Below are 21,151 nucleotides of genomic sequence, written 5' to 3' on the forward strand. Positions count from 1 at the left end.
CGACAGGCCGGTCAGGAACGGGGTTCCGGCGTTCCGTGCGGCCAGATGCACGGCGAACTGGCCCCGACGGTCAAACGGCCCACGACGGGTCCGGTGACCGTGCCGGTCAGGCTCATGAGGTAGCCGTCGCTGCTGCGAGCGTTGGCGAAATGCTCGCCCGTCCAGGTGTCGTTCTCGATCGTCCAGCGGTTGTCCTGCCACCATTTTTTGAGCTTTTCGTAGTACTCGTTGTTGCGAGCGCGGTCCGGTCCGTCGATCCAGTAGGTGACACCGACGATCACCTGGCCGGTTTCCTGGTCGGAATCGTCTGTGCAAGGCTCAGGCTGAAGCGGAAGCTCTGTCAGCTTGTATCCTGCCGGAAAAGAGGCGGCTGCGGCAGAATTTACCAGAGCCTGCACTTTTTCATGGGCCTGCTCGGCTGACAAAGTGGGTTGCATAGCCGCGCCTCCTCCGCAGGAAATCAAAGTGAGCAGCGATAGCATAAATGCAGCAAGCAGAGTCCGCTGTCGAACGTTGCGGGCGATCTTAAGTGTCATGGATTGCTTCCTGCGATGATCTTGCCGAGTGACTTGAGCGAGGAAGAGTCCCTGTTCCAGTAGTCACTGTGGGAGGTGGCGGGGTTTCCTGCGTCGGAATGGAAGGTTCTTCCGCCGAACCAGTCGGTGGTGGGGTCGGGTCCGAGGGGATCGACGTTGTCGAGTCCGATGTCGGGGCCGTCGAAGTTGGTGAAGACGGGAATGGGGTCGGTCAAGGCTTTGGTGGAGTAGACGTGCTGGCCGACTTGGTCTTGCGGGGTGCCGTCGAGATGCAGCTGGTCGGCGTGATCGACGCCGACGCCGGGGCTGGCGACCATGACGAGTCTGTCGGCGGGCAACCCGAGGTCGCGGGCGGTTTGGCCGACGACGGTGGTGCCGTAGCTGTGCCCGACGACGGTGGTGTTCATCGGGCCGTGGTGCGCGGCCCCGAGTCCGTCTTGAAAGCTGCGGAGCGAAGGTTCGGCTTCGTCGGCGTATCCGGTGCTCGCCGCGTCCGCCAGGGTTTGCGGCGCGTCGTATCCCGCCCAGGTGATCACGGAAGTGGAAGGGGACCCCATTTGTGTCGCCATGTGCATCATCGCGTCTGATCGGTAGATGTCGGTAGCCATCCCGTCGTTGACGCCGGCGGTGGTGCCGGGGACGTAGGTGGCGACGTTGACGGCGTGGTCGGGGTCGCCGATGGCCACGATGGCGTGTCCGGAGTTCGCCGGGTCGACACCCAGCAGGAAAGCGGGCGGCTGGCCGGGCAAGGCATGGTCGAGCCGGTTCCTGATCTGGTCCATGCCGGTGATCTTGCCGTTCAGCGCGTCTAGTTGCCGCTCCAGGGAGAGGTATTCTTCCTGCTGTTGCGGATCGCTGCGTTTCATTCCGTTCAGCCGGCGGCGGAGGTCGTCGCGCTGGTGCTGCAAGTCCTGGTAATCGCGGTCGAGGACAATCCGGTTCGCCCGGTCGCGGTCGACGGCGGGCAGACCGTTCATCGCCCCGATCGTCCCAGGTCGGTCGCGGAAGAGACTGTTCCGCTCCGCTGCGGAGAGGGTGGCCCACCAGGCGGCGTTTTGCGCCGGGGTCGCGTTCGGCGGGGGTTCGGGCAGCGTCAGACCGGGGTTCTTCGCCCCGTCTGCGGCAGCGGCGGCGACGGTGGATTCGTCCCCGGTGCCGAACTGACCCGCTGCTGCGCGGTCGAGCACTGACGCGAGGTCGGCATCGATGTCGTTGGCGGTGCGCAAGATCTGCGCGACCTCGTCGGTCAACTGCGTCTGTGCTCGTGCGCGGTCTTGCGGATGCAGCTCCGGCGGCGGCTGGCCTGCGTAGATGCAGACGATCGCACCGTCTGCGGTGATCGCGAACCCGTACTTTCTGGCTAGCTCATCAGCATTTTTCAGCGCGCTCTGGACTCCCATGATGGCGTCGGACGCTTGTCCGATCGCCTTGCCCAATGCGGCGGCTCCGGCGGCGATCGTGTCGAGTTGCCGCATCAACGCGCGGTGCTGTCCGGCCGCGCTGTCGGCGGCGGGCCCGGTCCAGCCCTCGACCGGCAGGACTTTGCCGTAGTCGTCCCCGTCGCTGACGATTGCCTGTGTTCGCGCCCGCAAGAGTGCGCAGATTTCGTCGAGAGTGCCGGGATTCCATGTGCGGACGTCGGCCACTGAGACCATCAGCGCGGTCCGTGCATCGTCGGCGCGGCAGGCGGGAACACCCCGGCGGCCGTGTGGTCGCCCTGTTGATACCGGTCGGCTGCCACGCCGAGGTTATCGGCGAGACGCTGGGCTTCGGCGCACCATTCGGTGAACGTGGTGGACAAGGCGTCCTGGCAGTGCGCGGCGGCTGGCGCTGCGCCCCCGCCGGGCAGCGCGCCTGCCACCCGGCCTACCGGTTCCGCGTAGTTCGTGCCGCGCAGACTGCCTGCTTTTTCGGCAGCGGCGCTGCGCGCCGCGCGCAGGGCGTCCGGCACCGTCGTGAAACGCCCGCCGAAGCTGCCCAGACAGCCGGGACAGTCCAGCAGGAGAGCGCCGCTGCGTCCGGAAGCACCGGCACCGGAGGCGAAGAGCGGGCAAGGGCGGAGCCTGGGGTTGCGACCGCCCTTGCCCGAACCGGCCGGGAGGGTCTGGCCCGGCCGGTTCGTCCCCCTTTGGCAATCGGTCCCACCCTCCCGGCGGACTCGACGCACCGTGGAGGACGCTGCCGGGACGGTATGGAACGGATCTGGAATACCGCTGGAATCCGCAGGTCAGTGCGGGTCGAGGAGCGGGACCTCGCGGACGCAGTACGCGGCCGCCAGGGAAAGCAGCGCGACGATGAGCGTCGCCGCGGCGACCGCGTGCAGGCCGTCGGTCACCGCTGCCGGGGTGGGGCCCGCGGCGAGTGCGCCGACGTACAGCGAGCCGAACAGGGCCGCGCCGATGCCGCTGCCCAGGGTCCGGGTCAGCGAGCCCAGGCCGAGCGCCGCGCCGAGGTCGCGGGGTTCGACGCTCAGCCGGGTGATCAGGATCGTGTTCTGGATCAGGCAGCCGAGCCCGGCCCCGAGCGGCAGGCCGACCAGCGAGGCGAGCAGCGGGTCGGTGTCCGGGCCGAGGACGCAGACCCCGGCCATGCCGGCGGTGACGCAGGCGCTGCCGAGGATCGGCAGGATCCGGAAACGGCCGGTGCGGCGGAGGTATTTCGAGCTTCCGTTCATCACCACGACCATCCCGGCCGTCATCGGAAGCAGCAGCAAGCCGCTGAGCGACGGCGGCACGTCCCGCGCGTTCTGGAAGTACAGCGGGAGGAAGGTGAAGGTGACTGTCGCGACCATGGTGACGTTGAAGGCGAAGCCGAGCACCTGGGCGAGCGCGAAATTGCGGGTGCGGAACATCCGGAACGGGACGAGCGGTTCGGGGCAACGGCGTTCCACGAAGACGAACGCGGTCAGCGCGGCGACCGCGACCGCGCACAGGCCGAGGATTGTCGGCGAGTTCCAGGCGTAGCGGGTGCCCGCCCAGCTGGTCGCCAGGGTCAGGCAGGTGACTGCGGCGACGAGCAAAACCGTTCCGCCGTAATCGATTCTCGCCTTTCCGTTCTTCGCGGGCAGCTGGACGCCGACGACTGTCCCGATGAGACAGAGCGCTCCGAACGGGACGTTGACGTAGAAGATCCAGCGCCAGCCGAGCGTGTCGGCGAGGAAGCCGCCGGCCAGCGGGCCGCCGACGAGGGAGCCGCCCAGCAGCAGGCCGGTCCAGCTCGAGATCCGCGTGGATTCCTTGGCGGGCACCAGAACCTGGACCATCGCCATCGTGCCGACGAGCAGCCCGCCGGCCCCGATGCCTTGCAGCGCGCGGAAACCGATCAGCGCGCCCATGGTCGGGGCCACCCCGCACAGCACGGACCCGGCCAGAAACAGCGTCACCGACAGCAGGAACATCGCCTTGCGGTCGAACTGGTCGCTGAGCTTGCCCCACACCTGGGTGGACGCCGCGATCGCCAGCGCGTAGGCGGTGATGATCCAGGTCATCGACCCCGGGCCGCCGAGATCCGCGGCGATGCTGGGCAGCGCGGTGGCGACGATGTAGCTGTCCAGCATGCCCAGCGCCATGCCGGACAGCGCCCCGGCGATGCCGATCTTGACGCGCCGGGGGAACGGGCTGGTTTCTTCCGGCGCGGCGGTTTTCGGCATGACTGGACGTCCTTCCCCCGGGTGCGATGCTCCCAAGGTAGCCATGAAAGTGCCCACTAGGCAAATTTGCCTGGTGGGCACATGCGTGGCTAGGCCAGTTTCAGCAGCAGTTCGCTCAGCTCGGCCGGCATCGTGATCATGCAGTCGTGTCCGGTCGGCAGCTCCCACACCTGCGCCGGCGTCCCGTTCGGCTGGATCGCCGGGACCGGACGGCGGACGATGCCCTCCGGGGTCGCGCCGACGCAGTGGATGTGCGTGCGCGGGATCGCCCGCGCGGCCGGATTGTCGAGCCGGACCGGTTGCTGCAGGCAGCGGACCGGCTGGTCGGAGAGCATTTCGCGCAGCCAGGCGACGTCGTCGGGGTCGGTGACGCCGAACAGTCCGAACGGCGCGGGCCGCTCGGGCAGCGGCGGGACGCGCCAGCCGTCGCCGTGCTCCCGGGCCAGGTCGATCAGGCTTTGGCTGACCGGCTGGACGTCGACCGCGGTCTCGCCGTCCTCGGGCACCATCGCGTCGAGATAGACCAGCTCGGCGACCCGGTCCGGCACCTCGTTCGCGGCCGACGAAATGACCAGCCCGGCATAGCTGTGGCCGACCAGCACCACGTCTTCCTCGCGGCGGAGCAGGGCCACGACGTCCTGGGCATGCGTGTCGAGCCCGACTTCGGGGCTGAGCAGGTGTTTCTTGTCGCCGTAGCCGGTCAGCGACGGCGCGAGCACGCGGTGCCCGGCCGCCTCCAGCAGCGGGACCACCCGGTCCCAGGCCCGGCCGCTGTGCCACGCGCCGTGGACCAGCACAAACGTTGTCATCTTAAGGTTCCTCGTTCCCGGATTAGCGGTTACCAGAAGTAACCCGGTACTGTTCGAGAACCATCGTGATCGTCCGCGCGGGAGCGGGCAATAAGGCACTAATTAGTGCCCCGGTTCTCCGGAGGTAACCATGGCCGACGAGGTGTGCCGGACCCGTGTGGTCCTCGAGATCGTGGGGGACAAGTGGGCGCTGCTGATCGTCCGCATGCTGCGCGACGGCCCGCGGCGGTTCACGGAACTCAAAAGGGAGATCGAGGGCATCAGTCAGCGCATGCTCACCGTGACCCTGCGGGATCTGGAACGCGACGGAATTCTCACGCGGACTGTCCACAATGTCATGCCGCCGCACGTTTCCTACGAACTGACGGCCATGGGCCGGACTCTTCGCGAAGCGACGGCACCCTTGCTGGAATGGAGCGTCGAGCATTTGCCGAAAATCGAAAAGGCCCGCGCGGACTACGACGCTCGCTGAACGGAATGCGCCACTTCGCTGAACCGCCGCAGCAGCGGATCGTTTGACCGGCGCGTCGGCCACAGCAGGCGCAGCGCCACGCGGGGTGCGTTCCGCAACGGGAGATGCGCGACGCGGGCGTGCGTATGGGCTTCCGCGGCCGAGGTGGTCGTCGACCCGACCGCCCGGCCGGACGCGATGATCGTGAGCCATTCGTCGTAGCTGCCGCACTGAATCACCTGCGCGGGCCGGTTTTCCGGCGGCCAGTCGAGCGGGCTGGTCGCGCCGCTGACCGTGTTCACGACCACCGGATGCTCGGCCAGTTCCGTCCAGTCCAATTCCGCACGCGTCGCCAATTCCGAATTCGCGGCGACGGCGGCCAGCCGGTCTTCCTCGAACAGCAATGTTCCGCTGATCCCGGAAGCGTCGATTTCCCCGCGCACCAATGCCGAGTCGACGTCGCCGGAATGCAGGGCAGCCACAATGTCGTCGCGGCGAAGAAGGGTGGCGGTCGCGCCGGTCGCGGTTTCGAAGGCGGTCAGCACGTCGCTCGCCCACGGATCTGGCAGCGCCCACTGGAATCCGATCCGCAGCCCGGCGTTTCCGCCCGCCGCGGCGAGTGCGGTGTCGAGGTCGCGCAATACGACGCGCAGGCGTCCGAGCAGTTCGCCTCCGGTCTCGGTCGGTGCGACGCCGCGCGGCGTGCGCTCCAGCAGGCGGGTGCCGACGGCCTCCTCGAGCTGCTGGATCGTGCGCGTGAGCGCGGGCTGGGTGATCAGCAGTTCGCGGCTCGCGGCCGTGAACGTGCCGCACGTCGCGACCGTCACGAACGCGCGCAGATGCCGCAGTTCGACCTCCATGGCGGCAGCCTACCCAGCTATGCCCGTCGCGCATGGCGTCGCTGTGCCCGGCATTTCCCTGCCGGGTCTCGGATTTCTAGCGTTGGAAGCATGGACCAGGAGACCTTCCCCGGCTGGCTCGTCCGCGACGCCGCCGGCGCGACGCTCGACCGGCTCGACCCGGCGCTGCTGGACGACCTCGACACCACCGTTCGCGTGCGGTACTCCAGCATCAATTACAAAGACGCCCTCGCGCTGCACGGCCGCCCCGGCGTCGTCCGGCGGCGTCCGCTCGTCGCCGGGATCGACCTGACCGGCGAGGTGCTCGCGTCCCGGCATCCGCGCTGGCGAGCGGGAGATGTCGTCACGCTCAACGGCGCGGGCCTCGGCGAAGATCTGCACGGCGGGCTGGCTGGCCTCGCCGCGGTCAACGGCGACGACCTTGTCCGCGTCCCCGCGCAGCTCGGGCCGTTGCGGGCCGCGATCGCACCGCCGGATTCACCGCGGCGCTCAGTCTGCTCGCGCTGAACCGCCACGGGTTGGCTCCGGAAAACCGGCCCGATCCTGGTCACCGGCGCGGGTGGCGGGGTCGGCTCGCTCGCGGTAACGCTGCTCGCGGCGGCTCGGTACGAGGTCGTCGCCGCCACTGGCCGTCCCGCCGAGCTGTCCTCGCAACTCACCGCGCTGGGCGCCGCTCACGTCATCGACCGCACTGACCTGGCTTTTTCCGGTAAGCCGCTAGGCAAACAACGCTGGGCAGGCGTGGTCGACGCGGTCGGCGGCCCCGTCCTCGCCGGCGCGCTCGCTGGCCTGCAACACTCCGGCGTCGCGACGACCTGCGGGCTCGCCGGGGGCGCCGAGTACCCCGGCAATGTCCTGCCGTTCATCCTGCGCGGCGTCTCCCTGCTCGGGATCGACTCGGTCCGCACGCCTCCGCTTCGCCGCGAAGCCGCCTGGCAGCGGTTGGCCCAGTTGCTTGACCCGGCGCTCCTGGACTCCGTGACCCGGGTCGTCCCCCTCGCGGAGGCCAAGGACGCCGCCGCTTCGCTCCTGGCCGGCATCGGTACCGGCCGCAACGTGGTCGACGTGGCTTCGGCCGGAAAGGAATGACAATGGACGCCTTCGAAGAACTGATGACCTTGCGCGACGCTCCTCGTCCCGCGGCCGACGAGGTCACGATCACCGGTTCGGATCCGCTTTTCGCCTCACCGTTCCGGATCGGCGAGACGCTCGCCGACGCCCTTGCCGCCCGTGCGGTCGCCGCGAACGACCTGTGGGAGTTGCGCACTGGACGTCGGCAGAAGATCGCTGTCGACGTCCGGGCTGCCGCGGCCACCGCACTCGGCGGTGAGGACATGACGCTCATCCGCGCTGCGGACGGCTCCTTCCGGCCCGCGCCGCTCTCGCCTGCGGTCGAGCGCATGGTCGCGCTCACCCAGCCTTGGCCGACTGCGGATGGACGGTGGTTTCTGCCGCACTTCAACCTGCCGCATCTGGAACGTCGCGTTCTGGATGTCCTTGGCTGCGAGGCGACGCCTTCCTCGGTCGCGTCTGCGGTTGCCAAGTGGAAAGCTGACGATCTCGAAGACGCCATCGCCGCTGCTGGTGCGTGCGGGGGAGTTGTGCGGACGCCGGAGGAATGGCTGGCTCACCCGCACGGGGCCTATCTGGCCTCGCGTCCGGTCGTCGAGATCACCAAGATCGCCGACAGCGCGCCGTCGCCGTTGCCGGAGGGTGGTTCTTCGCCGCTTTCCGACGTCCGGGTCTTGGATCTGACCCGCATTCTGGCTGGTCCCACCGCTGCGCTGAGTCTGGCCGAGCACGGTGCCAACGTGCTGATGGTGACTGCTCCGCATTTGCCGCAGGTAGCGCCGTTCGTGCGGGATACCAGTCATGGCAAGCGAAGCGCCTATCTCGATTACTCCACAGTGGACGATGCCGCGCGGTTGCGTGCTTTGGCGAGCGCTGCCGATGTGTTCGTCGAAGGCTACCGCCCGGGTCGGATGTCGGCGCACGGTTTCGGTCCGGAGGATCTCGCGGCGCTGCGTCCGGGGATCGTTTATCTGAGCGTGAACTGCTTTGGCTCCGGCGGTCCGTTTGGGACGCGGGCTGGGTGGGACCAGGTCGCGCAGGCCGTGACTGGGGCGTGTGTGATTCAAGGCGGCGAGCGTCCACAGTTGACACCGGTGTATTTGTGCGATTTCCTCACCGGTTTTCTGGGGAGTTACGGCGCGATGCTGGCTTTGGCGCGGCGGGCTCGGGAGGGCGGGTCTTATCACGTGCGGGTTTCGCTGTGCCAATCGTCGATGCTGCTGCAGCGGCAAGGGTTGGTGACGGATTACGCGGATGCGCCGGGCCGTCTTTCGCCGGAGGAATTCGAGCGCTACGCGGTGGTGGACGAGGGGACGGTTTATGGCGATCTGAAGAGTCTGGGGCCGGTGATCCGGATGAGCGAGACCCCGCCGCGGTGGGAGGGGACTACGCCTGAGCTGGGGAGTTCGCGGCCGGAGTGGTGACTGGTGGCTCATGGTGCCGCGATTTTGGGGTCAAGCCGGTCGGATGCTGCGCGACTCCACCCGTGCTTTGCCTCTGCGGAAAGGGATTGGAGAAGGTGTGCACAGAGGAAAGGGGCCCGGACAGGGCCGCGCTGGAGGTGCGGGATTTTCGGGGCGAATACCGGCATTTCGGGCGGCGGGCTGGCTCATCATCCGGTGGCGCATCGTGGGCTGTTGGCGACTGCGTGGCGGCAGCGGCGGGTGGTCTCGAGTTGTTCCTGATGGGCGGGGCTGCCCTGTTCGGCCGGGATCAGGGGAAGACGGCTGTTCCGGCTTGAGTTGTGCGGCCGAGCCGAACTTTGTCCGGGGACGTACTATCGTGGGCGGGCAGGGAATGCGGGGACAGGCTTCGGCGGGCTGGACGGCTGCCGGGGCGCGGGTGCGTAGTTAAGGTCGAGGGATGTCGACAGCAGTGGGTGGGTCAGCCAAGGGCGGCTCGCGGGCGGGGCGGCGGGTCAGTCTGGAGGCGCCGGCGGATCTCGCGGCCGCGCCGGGGTATGGGGCTCGGCGGTTGTATCAGGCGTATTTGGCGGCCTGGAATCGGCATGTCGACTCGGTGCTGACTGGGCCTCAGTTCGCGGTGTTGTCGGCGGTGCGGGCTTATCCCGGGTTTGACCAGACTGCGTTGGCTAAGGCGGTTGCGCTGGATACGTCGACTATGGCTGATGTCTGTCGGCGGTTGGAGAATCGCGGGCTGATTGTTCGGGGGCCTGCGCCGCATGATGCTCGGGCCAAGGTGTTGACGTTGACTGAGGACGGGGTGGCCGCGTTTCGGGAGGTTACTCGGCGGACTCGGAAGTTGGATCAGGCGTTGCTCGCGGGGTGTCCGGAGGAGCGGCGGGCTGAGGTGGCCGGGTGGCTGAATGAGCTGGGGGCGTTGTGGGAGGCGGTTGCTGAGGGGGCGGAGATCTGAGTCGGCGGCTCGTCGCCCTGGGGGGCGACATTGCTGCGCCTTGGTTGCGTGGGGCACCCCGATTTTTCATTGTGCTGACGGTTCGGGGGTGCTTGTCAAGGCGGGAAAGATGCCTTGACAAGCACCCCCGAACCGCAGGGGCGGCTTTGTATCGGGGTTGGGGGAGGGGCGGGTGCCCCCGGGGGCTGGGTGCAGCGGCGGCGGTTTGTTGCGCGGCTCGGGGGCCGCTGCGTTGGGCGGAGCGGGGAGCGCCCCAATGTGGCATTGGGTGCATGTGACGCACCCAATGTGGCATTGGGTGCATGTGGCGCACCCAATGTGGCGTTCGGTGCATGTGGCGCACCCAATGTGGCGTTCGGTGCGTGGGACGCACCCAATGTGGCATTGGGGTCGATCCGGCGGGCGCGGGGAGGGGTCGTGAGGGGAACCCCGAGGGCCTCAAGGTCCGTGAAGGGCTCCTTGAGGGAATTAGATTCCCTCAAGGCCCTTCACGGACTGTTCGCGCGGTGGTGAGCGGGATGGGGTGCGACGCCAACCTGCGGCGCGGGGTTGAGCGCAACTGCTCGGGTGAAGCCGCTTCTGCCTGAGCTGGTCGCGGTCGTCTGGGGTGCGGCAGGCTTCGGCGGGAGCATCGTTCGGTGACCGGGTCTGTACCCAGAGCATGCGAACCACCTGCTGTGCGCGAAATTCTCGCCGGACTATTGCGTGTTCGGATAATCCGTGTTCGGATTAACCGGCACGGAGCGTATGGCGGGGCTAGCGGGTAGGAGGTCAGCGGTGGCGGCGAGTCAGTCTTTCGAGGTCGTGGTCGCGGGGGGCGGACTGGGCGGGCTGTGTGCTGCCTTGTCGTTGCGGCAGCGCGGGTTGCGGGTCACGGTGGTCGAAGCCGCGCCGCAGTTGGGGGAGATTGGGGCCGGCATTCAGACTGCGCCCAATGCCAGCCGGATCTTGATCGGGTTGGGGTTGCGGGCCGAGTTGCAGAAGGTGCGGTGCGAGCCGCAGGATCAGGTTCGGCGGCGGTGGGCTGATGGCAGTATTATCGCGCAATTGCCGCTGGGGCAGCGGGTCGTCGACAAGTACGGGGCGCCGTATTGGCATTATCATCGGGCGGATTTGCATTCCGTCCTGCTGCGGGCCTGTATTGATCCGGACGGGGCCGGGCCGGTGGTGAAGGTGGCTACCGCGGCGAAGGTCGTTGATCTCGATCGCGGGAATCCGGAGCGGCCCGCGGTGATCACCGAGGACGGGCGGCGGTTCGAGGGTGACGTCGTCGTCGGGGCGGACGGGATTCGTTCTGCGGTAAGGGATCTCGCCGGGTTCGACGATACGCTCGCGTTTTCTGGCGAGATGGCGTACCGGGCGTTGATTCCGGGGGATTCGATCGCGGCGGATCCGGCGACTCGGTTCCTGGTCGATCGTTATCATTCTACGATTTGGTACGGGCCGGACAAGCATCTCGTGCACTACATGATCCGCGGCGGCGAGTATCTCAACGTGGTGGCGATTGTGCCGTGCACGGAGGAAGTCGAGAAGAACTGGAGTGCGCCCGCCAGCGCGGAGCAGCTCGCGGCGGAGTATTCCGATTGGGACGATCGCGTGCCGATGATGCTGTCGAAGGCCAAGGACGACGTGTCGGTCTGGGCGATGTACCGGCGGCGGCGCGATCCGGTGTGGGTCGACGGGCGCGTGGCGTTGCTCGGGGACGCTTGTCACGCGATGCTTCCGTATCAGGCGCAAGGGGCGTCGCAGGCCATGGAGGACGGGGCGGTTCTCGCGGAGGAGCTGGGGCAGGCGACGCGCGACGGGATCGACAGCGCGTTGACGCGGTACGTGCACCGGCGGGCCAAGCACGCGGGGATGGTGCAGGACGCCTCCCTGCGGAACATGAGTTTCTACCACCTGCCGGACGGTCCGGAGCAGCGCGAGCGCGACGAAAAGCTGCGGAGCTTCGACGGCGAGTCCGACGTGTCCTACGACTGGCTGTGGAACGGGACTCCGCTCAACGACCCGGACAACGAATCCATTCACTACCAGTTCGCCCGATAGCACAATACGGCCCACGCAGACTTCGCAAAGGAGCAAAGGCTATGCGTACCGGAGACCAAGTGGTCCAGGACTTGCCGTGGCGCTGGCGCGTCCAGGGCAAGATCTTCCTCATCGGCGGGCTCGGCTACATGTTCGACGCCTGGGACGTGGCGCTGAACGGATTCCTCACCCCGCTGGTGGGCACGGAATTCGGGCTGTCGGCCACGCAACGCGGGTTCGTCGCCACCGCCAACCTGATCGGCATGGCGGTCGGGGCGGTCGCCTGGGGGACGGTCGCGGACCGGATCGGGCGGAAGCGGGCGTTCAGCATCACGTTGCTGTTGTTCGCGTTCTTCTCGGTGTTCGCGGCGTTGTCGCCGAATATCGAGGTGTTCCTGCTGCTGCGGTTCCTGGCCGGAGTCGGGCTGGGCGGCTGTATTCCGGTGGATTACGCGATTGTCAGCGAGTTTTCGCCGCGCAAGCAGCGCGGCCGGGTGCTGTCCGCAATGGACGGATGGTGGCCGATCGGGACGACGCTCGCGGGGGCGTCGGCGACGCTGCTGGTTCCGGTATCCGGGAACTGGCGGTGGATGCTGGTGCTGATGATCCTGCCCGCGGTGCTGTTGTTCTGGGCCCGCCGCGGGGTCCCGGAATCGCCGTTGTACCTGGTGCGCAAGGGACGCGAGGCGGAAGCCCGGCTGGTCATCGACGATCTCGTCGAGCGCACGGGCGCACCGAAGGAGCAGTATCGGATTCCGCCCGCGGTTCAGGAGGACAAGCGCGGCGGCGGGGTGTTCGCGGCGGTCGACCAGCTGCGCCGGGTGTGGGCGTACCACCCGAAGGTCACCGGGGTCGCCTGGGCGCTGTTCATCTCCGTGATGCTGGTGTACTACGCGGCGCTGAGCTGGATGCCGTCGATTCTCAAGGCGCAGGGCTTCGGCGAGATCGCCGCGTTCGCTTCGACCACTTTGATGAACGCGCTCGGTATCGTCGGCGTCGTGGTGGCGGTGCTGCTGGTGGACCGCATCGGCCGCAAGCGGGTGATCGCCGCGGCCGGGCCGCTCGCTGCGGTCACGCTGGTGATCTTCTCGCTGGTGCTCGGGTCGGCGGGGGCCGCGGTGGTGGCGATCGGCGCGTTCGGGCTGTTCTCGCTCGTCGTCATCCCGGTGATGTACGCCTTCGTGTCCGAGCTGTACCCGACGGAGCTGCGAGCGTCGGGCTTCGGCTGGGCGTCGTCGTCCAGCCGGGCGGTCACCGGGTTCGCGCCGCTGCTGTTCGGCAGCGTGCTGTGGCCGGTGCTCGGGCTGCCGCTGACGTTCGCCCTGCTCGGCCTGCTCGTCGTCGGGGCCGTGGTGTTCATGGTCTTCTGCGCGCCGGAAACCCGGGGCCGGGAGCTGGACCGGATCGACGACGAGACCGCGCCCGCGCCGCCCCAGTCCGAACTGGACGCGGTCTGATCCGCCGCAGCAGAAAGGAAAGTGCATGAAGCCCGCCGCGTTCGCCTACCATCGGGCGCACGATGTCGCCGACGCCGTCGGCCTGCTTTCCGACCTCGCCGGGCAAGGGCGGGAGCCGAAAGCGATCGCGGGCGGGCAGAGCCTGATGCCGATGATGAGCTTCCGGCTGGCCCGCCCGAGCGACCTGGTCGACCTCGGGCGGCTGCGGGACCTGCTGGGGATGACCGACCTCGCACAGGAAGGCTCGACGCTCCGCATCGGCGCGATGACGACCCACCGCCAGGTCGAATTAGCCCAGCTCGAACCCGGTTTCGCGGTGCTGGCGGAGGCGATGCGGTACGTCGGGCACCTGCCGATCCGGTCGCGCGGCACGGTCGGCGGCAGCCTCGTGCACGGCGACGCCACCGCGGAGTGGTGCATGCTCGCGCTGCTGCTGGACGCGGTGATCGTCGCGGAAGGCCCGAACGGCCGTCGCGAAATCCCGGCCGGAGAGATGTTCTACGGCTTCTACGCGACCGCGGTGGAGGCGGACGAGGTCGTGACCGAGGTGCGATTCACCCGGGCGGCGCCGAAATCCGCGTTGACCGAGTTTTCCCGGCGTGCCGGGGATTTCGCGACGGTAGCGGCGGCGGTTTCGCTCGAACCTCGCGCGGACGGGTCGCTGGAAGGCGGCCGGGTGGTGCTCGGCGGCGTCGCGCCCGCGCCGTTGCGGATCCCGGAAGCGGAGGCGGTGCTGGCGGACGGCGCGCCGGGGCCGGAGCTGTTCGCCGAATGCGGCCGGGCGGCGGCGGAGGCGATCGATCCGCGGAGCGACGCGCAGGGGAGCGCGGACTATCGGCGGGCGTTGACGAGGACGTTGGTGGCGCGGAGTTTGGGCCAGGCTTGGCAGAGGGGAGACCGCTGATGGCCGGCAAGCCCGGGGAACCCCGGTTCGACGGACGGGGCGGCAAGTGGATCGGCGCGTCCGTGCGCCGTCGCGAGGATCCGCGGCTGGTCACCGGCCGGGGGCGGTTCGTGGACGACATTCACCTCCACGGCATGCTGCACGCCGGGTTCGTGCGCGCGACCGTCGCGCACGGCAAGATCACCGGACTCGACCTCGGCGCCGCCCGCGAGGTGGACGGCGTCGTGGCCGCGTACTCGGCGGAAGACCTGCAACTCGGCGACATGGTCGCGCTGCTGGACCGTCCGCCCGAGGAATTCACCCCGACCACGATGCCGATCCTCGCGCGCGGCAAAGTCCGGTTCGTCGGCGAACCGGTCGCGCTGGTCGTCGCGAAGGATCCGTACGCGGTCGAGGACGGGATCGAGGCCGCGCAGGTGAGTTACGAGGTCCTCGACGCCGTGGTGTCCGAGGAAACCGCGCTCGCCGAGGACGCGCCGCTGGTGCACGAGGACGCGCCGAACAACGTGCTGCTCGACGTCACGGCGTTCGACACCCCGGGCGTGGACGAAGCGTTCGCGGACGGGTGCGTGATCGAGCTGGTCACCCGCAGCGGGCGGCAGAACGCGTTGCCGCTGGAAACCCGCGGCGCGGTGGCGTCCTGGGACGACCGCGACGAGCAGCTTCTCGTCCAGACGTGCAGTCAGGTGCCCCACCAGGTGCGTACCGTGCTGGCGCGTTCGCTGCGGATTCCGGAGCGCTCGGTGCGCGTGGTGGTCCCGGACATGGGCGGCGGCTTCGGGCAGAAATGCGTTGTCGGACGCGAGGAGATCGCGGTCGCGGCTGCCGCGAAACTGTTGCGGCGTCCGGTGAAATGGATCGAGGACCGCAGCGAAGCGCTCGCGTCCGGGTTCCTCGCGCGCGAGCAGCGGTACCGCACCCGCGCCGCGTTCACTCCGGAGGGCGAGCTGACCGCGCTCGAGTCCGACATCGTCTGCGACATGGGCGCGTACTCGTGCTATCCGTTCACCGTCGGCATCGAACCGCTGATGGCGGCGGCGGAAATGCCGTCGGTGTACCGGGTTCCGGCCTATCGCGTGCGGGCCAGGGCGATCACCAGCAACAAGGCGCCGACCGCGCCGTACCGCGGGGTCAGCCGTCCGCAGTACGTCATGGTGATGGAGCGGATCATGGACCTGGCCGCGCGGAAGCTCGGCCTCGACCCGGTGGAGATCCGCCGCCGCAACGTGATCACCGAGTTCCCGTACACCGGGATCAACAAGGTCACCTACGACCCCGGCAGCTACCTCGAATCGCTCGAGCTGGGCGAGAAGATCCTCCGCGACGAGGGCTGGTATGACCTCCGCGAGAAGAACCCGTATATCGGCATCGGTTACAGCTGCTTCTCCGAGCGCACCGGCTACGGCTCGGAAGCGTTCGCGAAGCGGAAAATGACTGTCGTCCCGGGCTTCGACGTGAGCGAGATCCGGATGGATCTCACCGGTTCCGTCGTGGTCACGAGCGGCACGATCAACCACGGGCAGTCCCACGAGACGACGTTCGCGCAGATCGTCGCGGAACGGCTCGGCGTCGACCTCGCCAAGGTCAAGCTGCGCCAGGGCGACACCGAGCGAATTTCGTACGGCTGGGGCACTTTCGCGTCCCGTTCGGTGACCATCGGCGGCTCCGCGGTGGCAACGGCGGCGACCCGGCTGGGCGAGCAGCTTTGCGTGATCGCGGCGCACCTGATGGACACCCGCGTCGAGAACGTCGGCCTCGACGGCGACGGCGGGGTCATCCAGCTCGACGACCCCAGTCAGCGGCTTTCGTTCGAGGAGATCGCCGACGTCGCGTACCTGCGCAGCCACCTGCTGCCCAAGGAAGCCGAGCCGACGCTCACCGCCACCGCGGCGTTCGACGTCCCCGGCGACGGCACGTTCTCGAACGCCACGCACGCGGTCGTGGTCGAGGCGGATCCGGGCACCGGGCAGGTGAAAATCCTCCGCTACGCCTGCGTCGAGGACTGCGGCGTGGTGATCAACCCGAAGGTGGTCGACGGGCAGGCGCGCGGCGGCATCGCGCAGGGCATCGCCGGGGCGCTGTTCGAGGAGGTCACCTACGCGGAGAACGGCGAACCGTCGGCGGCGAGCTTCATCGACTACCTCGTCCCGACCGCCGCGGAGATCCCTGACATCACCGTCGACCATCTCGAAACCCCGTGCGCCTTCACCGAAAGCGGCGCGAAGGGGGCCGGGGAAGGCGGCACGATCGGCGCGCCCGCCGCGGTGCTCAACGCGGTCAACGACCTCCTCTGGCACACCGGGGTCCAGCTGGAGCAGACCCCGATCCACCCCGAGTCCGTCCTCGCCGCGCTCGCCGCGGCCGACCGGGAGAAAGCGGGTACCGGCGCATGACCGACAAACAGCTGATCGTCCTGACCGTCAACGGCGAGGAGCACGAACTGCTCGTCGAACCGCGGTGGACGCTGCTCGACGTGCTGCGGCACAACGTGGGCCTCACCGGCACGCACGTCGGCTGCGAGCACGGCGTGTGCGGGGCGTGCACGATCCTGGTCGACGGCGAACCGGTGCGCGCCTGCCTGATGTACGCCGTGCAGGCGGAAGGCTGCGCGATCCGGACCGTCGAGGACCTCGGCACCCCGGAGGAGCCGAACGACCTGCAGCAGGCGTTTTCGGAGCATCACGGCCTGCAGTGCGGGTTCTGCACGCCCGGTTTCCTGATGCTCGCCGAAGGGTTCCTCGCCCAGGAGCCGTCGCCGACGCGCGACGAGATCCGCGAGACGGTGTCGTCGAACCTGTGCCGCTGCACCGGCTATCAGACCATTGTGGACGCGATCGAGGCGACCGCCGCGAAGCGGGCCGCCGAATCAGCCAGGAAAGAGGACGCCGTCCGATGATTCTCGAGAACACCCTTGACCTCCCCGGCGATCCGGACACGGTGTTCGCGCTGCTCAACGACGTCGAGCGGGTCGCGGGCTGCCTGCCCGGCGCGGTGCTGGAGGGCCGCGACGGCGAGTCCTACCTCGGCAAGGTCAAGTTCAAGGTCGGCCCGGTCAGCGCCGCGTACGCGGGCAAGGTCCGGTTCACCGAGATCGCCGAGGGCGAGCGCCGGCTGCGGCTGTCGGCCCGGGGCGCGGACAGCCACGGCAACGGCGACGCCGAAGCGGACGTCACGCTGACCCTCGTGCCCGGTCCGAAGGGGTCGTCGCTGAACCTGCGCACCGATCTCGTGGTGCGGGGCAAGATCGCGCAGTTCGGCAAGGGCGCGATCAGCACGGTGTCGAACCGGATCCTGCAGCAGTTCGCGCAGAATCTCGGCGCGCTGCTGGAGAACGGCGGCAGCGCGCCGGAACCGGCCGAAACCGCGCCAACCGCGGCCGCTTCGGATTCGCTGGACGGCCTGTCGATGCTGCTCCCGCCCAACGCGAAGCGCTATCTCCCGGTCGTCGCGGCGGGCGCGCTCGGGCTGTTCCAGGGCTGGCTGCTCGGGCGGGTCCGGTCGCAGAACAAGCTGATCAAGGAGCTGCTCCGTGAACGCGCCTGAGAACGGACTGCACGGCGCCGAGACCGACCAGACCTACGCCCGCGCGGGGTTCGGCGCCGCGGTGCCGAGGGGAACCGCACCGGTGCTGGTCGTGGTCGACCTGACCCGCGGCTTCACCGAACCGGAATTCCCTTCGGGCGCAGACCTTTCCGCCGAAGTCGAAGCCGCCGACGTGCTGGTCCGGGCCGCGCACGAGAGCGGGGCTCCAGTCGTCTACACCGCGATCAGCTATCCGCCCGCCGAGGCGGACGGCGACGCGATCGCGTGGCTGCGCAAGGCTCCTGGCATGCGCAGCCTGCGCGAGGGAAGCGCCGAAGTCGCGCTCGATCCGCGGCTGGAACGGCACGACACCGACCACCTCATCGTCAAGAAGGGCGCGTCCGCGTTCCACGGAACGAGCCTTGCCGCGCTGCTCGCCGGCCTTGGTGCGGACACCGTGCTGGTCTGCGGCGCGACGACCTCGGGTTGCGTTCGAGCCACCGCTGTCGACGCCGTGCAGTCCGGCTTCAACACGCTCGTCGTACGGGACGCCTGCGGCGACCGCGCGCGCGGACCGCACGACGCCGCTCTCTTTGACCTGCAAGCCAAATACGCCGATGTGATCGGCCTGGGCGAGGGCGTCGAGCTGCTCGCCAAGGCCCGCTAGGAGTTCCCGCATGTCTTCAGTGTCCGACCGGGTGCTGACCCAGCCCGCGCTCGCCGAACTGGCGGACGTCCCGGCGACCAGCGTCTGGGTGCGCTCCGGCCCAGTCCGGCTGCACGTCCTCGACTACGGCCCGGCCGACGGTGTCCCGCTGGTGGTCCTGCCCGGGATCACCAGCCCGGCGATCACCATGGATTTCGTCGCCCGCGAGCTGACCGACCTGGTCCGCCCGCTGGTGCTGGACGTCCGCGGCCGCGGCCTGTCCGACGACGGACCCAGCTACGCCCTGGACGCCTACGCCGCGGACGTCGACGCCGTCATCGACCAGCTCCAGCTGTCCGAGCCGCTGTTGTTCGGCCACTCGATGGGCGCGCGAATCGCCGCCAGGGCCGCGAATTCCGGTCAGGGCACGATCCTCGCGGACCCGCCGATGAGCCACGCGGACCGACCGTATCCGACCACTTTGGACACTTTCGCCGTTCAACTCGACCAAGCTCAGCGCGGTACCGACGCGGACGAGGTCGCCGCTTCGTGGCCCCGGTGGCCGCGCCGGGAACAGGAACTGCGCGCCGGATGGCTCGCGTCGTGCTCCCGGACCGCGATCGCCGCGACGCACGCGGGGTTCGAGTCCGAGGAATTCCTTCCGCTGTGGGAAAAACTGGCCGGCCCGGCCGTGTTGCTGTTCGGCCAGGACAGCCCGGTGGTGACGCGGGACGACGTCACCGCGCTGGCGCAGGTCAACCCGGCGCATCAGCTGGTCGGCATCGAAAACGCCGGGCACATGATCTTCTGGGACGAACCTCAGCGCGCTCTGCAGGCGCTGCGCTCGGCGCTGAAAGACCTGCTCGCCGCTCGCACCTGACCCGCTGTCCGTGAGGGGAACCCTCAGGGACTCTGATTCCCTCAGGGTTCCCCTCACGGACTTTCCCCGATTCTGCGTACTCGGACAATCCGTATTCGGACAATCAAGGAGGTCGCCATGGACCAGAACCTGTTCAACGACATCTGCTTGCGCCAGCTGACTTTTTCCGGCGTGCACGAGGGGGAGACGGTCGTCGTGCTGACGCGCGGCCACGAGCGCGCCGAGTACGCGGACGCGTTCCTCTGGGCCGCTCAGCAGCTCGGCGCGGCGGCCTATCACCTGCGGCTGCCGTCGCCGGCGAGCGCTTCCGGCGCGTGGGCGGTCGGGCAGTCCGGTCTTGACCAGCTGCCGCTCGCCGTCGACGCGCTGAAGGCCGCCGACATGGTCGTGGACTGCACGTTCCTGCTGTTCAGCGAGGAGCAGTTCGCGATCCAGGCCGCCGGGACGCGGATCCTGACCGCCGTCGAACCGCCCGAGCTGCTGGCCCGGCTGATGCCGACGAAGGAACTGCGCGAGCGCGTCGAGATCGGCGCGGAGCTGCTGGCCAAGGCCAAGACCATGCGGATCACCAGTCCGCACGGGACGGACGTGACCTACCAGCTGGGCGTGTACCCGACGATGAGCGAGTACGGCTACACCGACCAGCCGGGCCGCTGGGACCACTGGCCCGCCGCGTTCGTGTTCACCGGCGGTTCCGACGACGGCGTGGACGGCAAGATCGTGCTCGCGCCCGGCGACGTGCTGCTGCCGTTCAACACCTACGTGCAGACGCCGGTCGAGCTGATCATCGAAAAGGGCTTCATCCAGGACATCCGCGGCGGCGCGGGCTCGTCCGGCCTCGACGCGGACCTGCTGCGCAGCTACATCGAGTCCTTCCACGACCCGCGCGGCTACGGCATGTCGCACGTCGGCTGGGGCCTCGACGAGCGGGCGCACTGGCACGGACTCACCCAGTTCCCCGGCGGCATGGGCATGGAGCTGCGCAGCTTCTACGGCAACGTGATGTTCTCGATCGGCCCGAACAACGAACTCGGCGGCCCGAACGACACGGCGTGCCACTTCGACATCCCGATGCGCGGCAACAGCCTGTACCTCGACGACGAGCTGATCGTCGACGCGGGCGAGCTGACCGTGAAGGACATGCGCCCGGCGGCGAAGCGATGACCGACCACCACATCGGGATGATCGTCCCGAGTTCCAACCTGACCATGGAAACCGAGCTGCCGCGGATGCTGCGCGCCCGCGAGGAGCGGTACCCGGAGGACCGGTTCGTCTTCCACTCGGCCCGCGCGCGGATGCAGCACGTGACGCCCGAGCAGTTGCGCGCGATGAACGCCCAGGCGGAACGCGCGGCGACCGAACTGGCCGACGCGCGGCCGGGCGTCGTGGCGACCGCGTGCCTGGTCGCGATCATGGCGCAGGGACCGGGTTATCACTGCACCGCCGAGGAGTCGATCACGTCGGCGTTGCGCGCGGAAGGTTCCGACGCGCCAGTGGTTTCGTCGGCAGGTGCGCTCCTGTCCGGGATCGCCGCGCTGGAGGCGAAGCGGGTCGCGATCGTGACGCCGTATCTGATGCCGTTGACTCAGGCGGTGATCGAGTACCTGGAGGACGCGGGCGTCGAGGTGGTCGATTCGCTTTCGCTGGAGGTGCCGGACAACCTGGCGGTGGCGCGGCTGGATCCGGCGGATTTGCTGGAGCACTACCGGAAACTGGATCTTTCGCGGGCGGACGCGCTGGTGTTGTCGGCGTGCGTGCAGATGCCTTCGCTGCCGTCGATCCAGCCGGTCCAGGACGCGGTGGGGATCCCGGTGCTCTCGGCGGCCACGGCCACGACGTTCCGGATCCTCAGCGAGCTGGGCGTGCGGCCGGAGGTACCGGGCGCGGGGCATTTGCTGAGCGGGAAGGTTTCGGCGGCGCAGGCTGCTTGATCCGCGGAACCCCGAGGGCAGCGTCGGCCCTCGG

At 68.7% G+C, this 21,151-nt stretch carries 21 protein-coding genes; 15 read left to right on the forward strand and 6 right to left on the reverse strand.

The genetic code is table 11. The features are described from left to right. Positions 1-11 precede the first annotated feature (11 nt). From SSMG_RS43435 to SSMG_RS15455, 5 genes are all read right to left on the reverse strand, one after another. Entirely contained in the window at positions 12-536 is a 525-nt protein-coding gene (locus tag SSMG_RS43435; protein WP_009077288.1) for a hypothetical protein, read from the reverse strand. Continuing rightward, entirely contained in the window at positions 533-1,972 is a 1,440-nt protein-coding gene (locus SSMG_RS15440; RefSeq protein WP_158688036.1) for an alpha/beta hydrolase, read from the reverse strand. Before SSMG_RS15440 ends, SSMG_RS43435 begins: the two co-directional genes overlap by 4 nt. A 218-nt stretch (positions 1,973-2,190) precedes the next feature. Next, a complete protein-coding gene (locus SSMG_RS45380) occupies positions 2,191-2,487 on the reverse strand; it encodes a type VII secretion target (protein WP_037713776.1) in 297 nt (98 codons plus the stop codon). 276 nt (positions 2,488-2,763) lie between these two features. Further along, entirely contained in the window at positions 2,764-4,185 is a 1,422-nt protein-coding gene (locus SSMG_RS15450; RefSeq protein WP_037713778.1) for an MFS transporter, read from the reverse strand. Between the two features lie 89 nt (positions 4,186-4,274). Beyond that, on the reverse strand, positions 4,275-4,994 hold the full coding sequence (locus tag SSMG_RS15455) for an alpha/beta fold hydrolase (protein ID WP_009077295.1): 720 nt from the start codon (positions 4,992-4,994) through the stop codon (positions 4,275-4,277). Between the two features lie 130 nt (positions 4,995-5,124). Here SSMG_RS15455 and SSMG_RS15460 point away from each other — a divergent pair, with 130 nt between their 5' ends. Beyond that, positions 5,125-5,466: a helix-turn-helix domain-containing protein gene (locus tag SSMG_RS15460; protein ID WP_009077296.1), complete on the forward strand. Its 342-nt coding sequence runs from the start codon at positions 5,125-5,127 to the stop codon at positions 5,464-5,466. Here SSMG_RS15460 and SSMG_RS15465 read toward each other — a convergent pair. Beyond that, entirely contained in the window at positions 5,451-6,305 is an 855-nt protein-coding gene (locus SSMG_RS15465; RefSeq protein ID WP_009077297.1) for a LysR family transcriptional regulator, read from the reverse strand. The genes SSMG_RS15460 and SSMG_RS15465 overlap by 16 nt on opposite strands. Before the next feature lie 90 nt (positions 6,306-6,395). Between SSMG_RS15465 and SSMG_RS46915 the strand changes: the two genes are divergently transcribed. The 14 genes from SSMG_RS46915 to SSMG_RS15530 all read left to right on the forward strand — a co-directional run bounded on the left by SSMG_RS46915 (position 6,396) and on the right by SSMG_RS15530 (position 21,117). Beyond that, complete coding sequence (locus SSMG_RS46915) at positions 6,396-6,812, forward strand: hypothetical protein (RefSeq protein ID WP_286156958.1); 417 nt, start codon at positions 6,396-6,398, stop codon at positions 6,810-6,812. 36 nt (positions 6,813-6,848) lie between these two features. Beyond that, positions 6,849-7,394, forward strand: coding sequence for a zinc-binding dehydrogenase (locus SSMG_RS46920; protein WP_286157048.1), 546 nt, complete (start codon positions 6,849-6,851; stop codon positions 7,392-7,394). A 2-nt stretch (positions 7,395-7,396) separates the two neighbouring features. After that, positions 7,397-8,800, forward strand: a complete 1,404-nt coding sequence (locus SSMG_RS15475) for a CoA transferase (protein WP_234392830.1) — start codon at positions 7,397-7,399, stop codon at positions 8,798-8,800. A gap of 439 nt (positions 8,801-9,239) precedes the next feature. Further along, entirely contained in the window at positions 9,240-9,752 is a 513-nt protein-coding gene (locus SSMG_RS15480; RefSeq protein WP_050788194.1) for a MarR family winged helix-turn-helix transcriptional regulator, read from the forward strand. A 777-nt stretch (positions 9,753-10,529) separates the two neighbouring features. Continuing rightward, the gene (locus SSMG_RS15485) at positions 10,530-11,798 is read left to right on the forward strand and encodes an FAD-dependent monooxygenase (RefSeq protein ID WP_009077304.1); all 1,269 of its coding nucleotides are present in this window, start codon (positions 10,530-10,532) and stop codon (positions 11,796-11,798) included. A gap of 41 nt (positions 11,799-11,839) precedes the next feature. After that, complete coding sequence (locus SSMG_RS15490; protein WP_037713780.1) at positions 11,840-13,234, forward strand: MFS transporter; 1,395 nt, start codon at positions 11,840-11,842, stop codon at positions 13,232-13,234. Between the two features lie 25 nt (positions 13,235-13,259). Then, positions 13,260-14,138, forward strand: coding sequence for a xanthine dehydrogenase family protein subunit M (locus tag SSMG_RS15495; protein WP_009077307.1), 879 nt, complete (start codon positions 13,260-13,262; stop codon positions 14,136-14,138). Beyond that, positions 14,138-16,531, forward strand: coding sequence for a xanthine dehydrogenase family protein molybdopterin-binding subunit (locus tag SSMG_RS15500; protein WP_009077308.1), 2,394 nt, complete (start codon positions 14,138-14,140; stop codon positions 16,529-16,531). Before SSMG_RS15495 ends, SSMG_RS15500 begins: the two co-directional genes overlap by 1 nt. Then, positions 16,528-17,034 (forward strand): (2Fe-2S)-binding protein, encoded by a 507-nt coding sequence (locus SSMG_RS15505; RefSeq protein ID WP_009077309.1) that lies wholly within the window; start codon positions 16,528-16,530, stop codon positions 17,032-17,034. Before SSMG_RS15500 ends, SSMG_RS15505 begins: the two co-directional genes overlap by 4 nt. Continuing rightward, positions 17,031-17,681, forward strand: a complete 651-nt coding sequence (locus SSMG_RS15510) for an SRPBCC family protein (RefSeq protein ID WP_009077311.1) — start codon at positions 17,031-17,033, stop codon at positions 17,679-17,681. The genes SSMG_RS15505 and SSMG_RS15510 overlap by 4 nt, the downstream gene beginning before the upstream one ends. Next, positions 17,668-18,327, forward strand: a complete 660-nt coding sequence (locus SSMG_RS15515) for an isochorismatase family protein (protein WP_009077313.1) — start codon at positions 17,668-17,670, stop codon at positions 18,325-18,327. Before SSMG_RS15510 ends, SSMG_RS15515 begins: the two co-directional genes overlap by 14 nt. 10 nt (positions 18,328-18,337) lie before the next feature. Continuing rightward, the gene (locus SSMG_RS15520; RefSeq protein ID WP_037713783.1) at positions 18,338-19,186 is read left to right on the forward strand and encodes an alpha/beta fold hydrolase; all 849 of its coding nucleotides are present in this window, start codon (positions 18,338-18,340) and stop codon (positions 19,184-19,186) included. Between the two features lie 117 nt (positions 19,187-19,303). After that, positions 19,304-20,350 (forward strand): hypothetical protein, encoded by a 1,047-nt coding sequence (locus SSMG_RS15525; protein ID WP_009077317.1) that lies wholly within the window; start codon positions 19,304-19,306, stop codon positions 20,348-20,350. Next, a complete protein-coding gene (locus tag SSMG_RS15530; protein WP_009077319.1) occupies positions 20,347-21,117 on the forward strand; it encodes an aspartate/glutamate racemase family protein in 771 nt (256 codons plus the stop codon). The genes SSMG_RS15525 and SSMG_RS15530 overlap by 4 nt, the downstream gene beginning before the upstream one ends. The last annotated feature ends 34 nt before the right edge of the window (positions 21,118-21,151 follow it).

It is taken from the genome of Streptomyces sp. AA4 (assembly GCF_000158875.1).
Lineage (GTDB): Bacteria > Actinomycetota > Actinomycetes > Mycobacteriales > Pseudonocardiaceae > Amycolatopsis.